The sequence below is a fragment of the Laspinema olomoucense D3b genome, assembly GCF_025370785.1.
In the GTDB taxonomy this organism is placed as follows: domain Bacteria; phylum Cyanobacteriota; class Cyanobacteriia; order Cyanobacteriales; family Laspinemataceae; genus Laspinema; species Laspinema olomoucense.
Genome location: NZ_JAMXFA010000010.1, coordinates 96,286 through 101,820, shown reverse-complemented (window position 1 = coordinate 101,820; position 5,535 = coordinate 96,286). Strand labels below are relative to the sequence as shown.

The window sequence follows — 5,535 nt, the reverse complement described above, 5'->3', positions numbered from 1 at the left end:
CACAGATTACACAGATTTCACAGAAAACAATCCGTGAAAATCCGTGAAATCTGTGGTTAATTTTTTGCCTCCCAACAATTTGACGCGACACCTACTAAACCTAACTGCTCAATCCATAACCACAGATTACACAGATTTCACAGAAAACAATCCGTGAAAATCCGTGAAATCTGTGGTTAATTTTTTGCCTCCCAACAGTTTGGGACGACACCTATCCAAAAGGATAGGTATTTTTTCCACCCAGAGTCAGGTAGAAAACTCACCAATTTGTTAGCCCAGCCTTTCAGTTGATCTGCTTTAAACATCTTTTGGGTTAGCACCCTTGACACCCTGAGTAATTTGTGGTAGAAAATTATTGGGGAGATCCAAACAGGCTGTAATACATCTGAATCAAACGCATTGAGTCAATTCAGCAGTAGAGTTATCTCGTTTTAGACGAGTAATTTACTATGGAATTTTTTATTAGAACTCAAGCCCAACTTTAGTATTTTATACAAGGTTAGAAATTTTTCGGGCCAATATTTGTAGGGTTTCCTCTTCAGATTTGGTCAATGGGTTACTCCTCTCAAGTCTAGGTAAACTCTTGATAAGCTGTTACCTGTCTAGATGGGAGCTTAAAAAATTATCAAACCCTCATTTGTGAGAAAAGTGCAGCCGGTAAGGGGTGTACTTATATCGAGAATGAGCGAGAATCATCCAGTTTAAATCCTGAACACCTTACCTTTTGATTCATTGGATGAAGCTGGAATATTGTGCCCCAATCGACAGAAAACCATGAAAACTATTCTAATTTTATCCGTTAATCCACCGGGAACTACCAGACTGAGACTCGATCGCGAAGTTAGAGAAATTCAAGCCACCTTGAAGCGGTCCAAATACCGGGATAGCTTTCAAATCGTTACAGAAGGGGCGGTTAGAGTCGATGACTTGCGACGAGCTTTATTAGAGTATCAACCGGCGATCGTTCACTTTTCTGGACATGGAGTCGGAACCGAGGGACTCGTTTTAGAAAACGACGCGGGACAAACTCAACTGGTGAGTAACGAATCATTAGGGAATCTCTTTAACCTCTTTCAAACAAAAATTGAGTGTGTTTTACTCAATGCCTGTTATAGTGAGATTCAAGCCCAAGTCATTCACCAATATATAGATTATCTGATTGGCATGAATCAACCCATAGGGGATGAAGCCGCCATCAAATTTGCAACAGGATTTTACGATGCTTTAGGGGCAGGGGAACCTTATGAGCGCTGTTTTGAAATCGGTTGTGCCTCCATCGCTTTAGAAGGAATGGACGAAGCCGATACCCCCAAACTGAAAGCCAGACCTCGCCCCTACGCTTTTTTAGGGATAAAAGAGCTAGAAGAATCAGCAAAAATCCCACCGGCTTCCCCTCCGGTTCAACCCATCACCCCAACGGAAACAACCACGATTACTGATAATCGCCGGATTAAAATTGGTAAGGGTAATTTTACCGAAATAAAAGAGGGAAATAATACGGGAAAAATAGGAAGAGATTATATTGTTTATAACAATAATTACAGCCTAGGCAACCCCCAATCTAATCTTGCCGATGCTGCGACAGAACTGCAAAAATTGCTAGACCATCTTGGGCAATCTTATTCAACCGAGACAACCCTAGGAAAAATGCAAATAGCAGCCGAAGCGGTTAAGCAGATTGAAAATAACCCCAGATTATCAGCGCAAATCAGGAGTGCGATCGCCCAGAATGGCATTCAGGAGTTTCAGCAACGTCTTAAGCATCCGGCTGCACATTTTGTCATCGGTGCTTTAGAAGATTGGCAGAAAACTCAAAACATTTAAGCCAGTCATATCAACTCATGCTGTTTAAGACAGGGAATCGAAATTAAATCCCCCTAAAACCGCCTGTAAAAATCGGATAGGGGATAAAACCCGACTTTAGGGAGGGTATTCTACTGCATCAGCTTATTGATAGTTTAAAATATAATTCGTTGAAAAGGTGGCATCTATCATGGAAAATAATAATACAGATAACCGAGAATTCGATATAAAAAAAGGAAATTATATTGAGCTAACGGAAGGGAACTATACGGAGGCGATCGGTAGAGATTATATCCAAGGAGATTATTTAGTTAATGGGCCTATTCTCACCTTCAACCATACTGAAATTCTCCAATCCTCCGGCGAGACTATCAAAACCCGGGAGTTCATCAAAACCTCACCCTACAAAGGGTTAAACAAATTTGACGTTGAAGATAAAGACCTATTTTTTGGCCGAGACCAATTTTTAACCGGCTTAGTCAATGAACTCGAACAAAGCAACCTCATTTTACTCATGGGAGCAAGTGGGAGTGGGAAATCCTCCGTAGTTAGAGCCGGTTTAATTCCTTGGTTAGCGCAGAAATGGGGTTCACGGTTTGTCAAAATCATCTTGACTCCAGACCGGGACCCTTTTGATTCGTTCTATGCCAGCTTACTGAGTAAATACAAACAATCTGATGCCCAAATTGCCCGAGAAGCGAAAGCCGATACTCTGCATCGGGTGATTACTAAACTTAAACAACCCGATGAATATTGGTTAATTGTCCTGGACCAATTTGAGGAACTCTTTACCACGACTCAAGCGGATAAGCGTGACCTATTTATCAATAGCTTAGTCCACTTAAATAAAACTCAACTCAACGCCGTCAAAATCATCGGGACTATGCGGGCGGATTTCTTAGACAAACTGAGTCCGCACCCCAAATTAGCCAAAATTACCGATAAGCATCGCCCCTTGATTGCGGAAATGCAGCCGGATGAATTGCGATTGGCGATCGAACAGCCTGCCGCTCATCATGGAGTTATTTTTGAGCCTGAGCTAGTCACGGAAATCCTCAACGATATTAAGGGGCAAGCGGGTTATCTGCCCTTATTGCAATATACCTTAAACTTGTTGTGGGGAACCCAAGTTGAACAGGGGCTAGGCCAGAACCGGACCTTAAAGCTAGAAACTTATCACCAGATAGGAAGGGTTCAGGGAGCGTTACAAAAGCACGTTGATGCCATTTATGAGGCTCTGTCACTGGACGAACAACAGGCCACGCAAAGAATCTTTCTAAAATTGGTTGATATTGGTGAGGATGCAGCATCTGGGGGCGAGTGGAAGCCCGTTCGTCGCAGGGCATCTAAAGCCTTATTTCATGATGAATCAGAACAAGAGGTCCTGGCAAAGCTGATTGATCAAAAATTATTAGTGAGCGACCGGTCTCGCAACTCCCAAGAATCTACAATCGATATTACTCATGAAATTCTGTTAACCTCTTGGACTACCTTAAATACCTGGATTAAGGAGAATAGAGAAGCCATTGCCATTCGCAACCGCCTCAATCATGATCTGAACCTATGGAAATCCCAAAAATCGGATGCAGAACTATGGAGTGGATCGAAGTTAGAGCAGGTGTTAGAACTTAGAATCGATTCAATTTTTAATCAAGTTTTGGGCGGTTTTAGCCCAGAAGAAAATCAATTTATTGATTCGAGTCGGGGATTGCGCGATCGGCAACGACACCGAACTTTGATAGTAGTGAGCAGCTTTTTTGTAGTGGCTCTGATGGTAGCTGGGTTTGGGGGGTGGCAATGGCGATTAGCCGAAATATCTAAACGAGAAACTATTGTCCGAAATTCAGAGTTATTATTTAATCAAGGACAGAATTTTGATTCTTTGATAGAAATTTTACGAATTGCCATCCCACTTCAAAATTCTTTATTAAAAGAAAAATTTACACTTTCTATCAAGGGTCATTTGATAGATGCGGTCTATGCAAAAAAAGAACATCAGCGCTTAGGAAAACATCAAGATTCGGTTCATAGTATCGCCTTCAGTCCCGAGGGCAAAGCCCTTGCTTCTGGGAGTAATGACAAGACTATCAAACTCTGGAACGTAAAGACGGGGGAAGAAATTCATACCTTGACTGGACATCAGGCTGGGGTTTGGAGCATCGCCTTCAGTCCCGAGGGCAAAGCCCTCGCTTCTGGGAGTAATGATAAGACTATCAAACTCTGGAATGTAGAGACTGGGGAAGAAATTCATACCTTGACTGGACATCAGGATGCGGTTACTAGCATCCTCTTCAGTCCCGATGGCAAAATCCTGGCTTCTGAGAGTGCTGATAAGACTATCAAACTCTGGAACGTAAAGACGGGGGAAGAAATTCATACCTTGACTGGACATCAGGATTTGGTTTGGAGCATCGCCTTCAGTCCCGATGGAAAAACCCTCGCTTCTGGGAGTGGGGATAAAACTATTAAACTCTGGAATGTAGAGACGGGGGAAGAAATTCGTACCCTGACTGGACATCAGGGTGGGGTTTGGGTCATCGCCTTCAATCCCGATGGCCAAACCCTCGCTTCTGGGAGTAATGACAAGACTATTAAACTCTGGAACGTAAAGACGGGGGAAGAAATTCATACCTTGACTGGACATCAAAATTTGGTTTGGAGCATCGCCTTCAGTCCCGATGGAAAAACCCTCGCTTCTGGGAGTGGGGATAAAACTATCAAACTCTGGAACGTAGAGACTGGAGAAGAAATTCATACCTTGACTGGACATCAGGATGGGGTTTGGAGCATCGCCTTCAGTCCTGATCGCAAAACCCTGGCTTCTGGAAGTGGGGATAAAACTATCAAACTCTGGAATGTAGAGACTGGGGAAGAAATTCATACCTTGACTGGACATCAGGATGCAGTTACTAGCATCGCCTTCAGTCCCGATAGCAAAACCCTCGCTTCTGGGAGTAATGATAAGACTATAAGACTTTGGAACGTGGAGAGTTGGGAAGAAATTCATACCTTGAGTGGACACCAGAATGCGGTTACTAGCATCGCCTTCAGTCCCGATGGCAAAACCCTGGCTTCTGGGGGTGGGGATAAAATTATCCAACTCTGGGATGTAGAGACTGGTGAAGAAATTCATACCTTGACTGGACATCAGGATGGGATTACTAGCATCGCCTTCAGTCTCAATGGAAAAACTATCGCTTCTGGGAGTAGGGATAAAACTATTAAACTCTGGGATGTAGAGACTGGGGAAGAAATTCATACCTTGACTGGACATCAGGATTTGGTTTGGACCATCGCCTTCAGTCCTGATGGAAAAACCCTCGCTTCTGGGAGTGAGGATAAGACTATAAAACTCTGGAATGTGGAGACTGGGGAAGAAATTTATACCTTGAGTGGCCATCAGGATTTTGTTTGGAGCATCGCCTTCAGTTTCGATGGGAAAACACTCGTTTCTGGTAGTAGGGATAAAACTATCAAACTTTGGAATGTAGAGATTGGGCAAGAAATTCATACCTTTATTGGACATCAGCATTGGGTTAGAAGCATCGCCTTCAGTTTCGATGGAAAAACTATCGCTTCTGGGAGTAGGGATAAAACTATTAAACTCTGGAATGTAGAGACTGGGGAAGAAATTTATACCTTGACTGGACATCAGCATTGGGTTACTAGCATCGCTTTCAGTTCCGATGGCAAAACTATCGCTTCTGGGAGTGGAGATAAAACTATCAAACT

2 protein-coding genes are annotated in these 5,535 nt (G+C 43.1%); both read left to right on the top strand.

The window, feature by feature from the left end; all coding sequences use genetic code 11:
• The first annotated feature begins 774 nt into the window (after positions 1–774).
• Complete coding sequence (locus NG792_RS09675; protein WP_261235316.1) at positions 775–1,824, top strand: CHAT domain-containing protein; 1,050 nt, start codon at positions 775–777, stop codon at positions 1,822–1,824.
• A gap of 169 nt (positions 1,825–1,993) precedes the next feature.
• Positions 1,994–5,535: nSTAND1 domain-containing NTPase (locus NG792_RS09670; protein ID WP_261235315.1), on the top strand; the 3,542-nt coding region annotated here is incomplete at its 3' end.

What these genes read in the sequence shown, in the direction of transcription:
- NG792_RS09675 (WP_261235316.1), top strand. Translation starts at nt 775, where the DNA reads ATGAAAACTATTCTAATTTTATCCGTTAATCCACCGGGAACTACCAGA.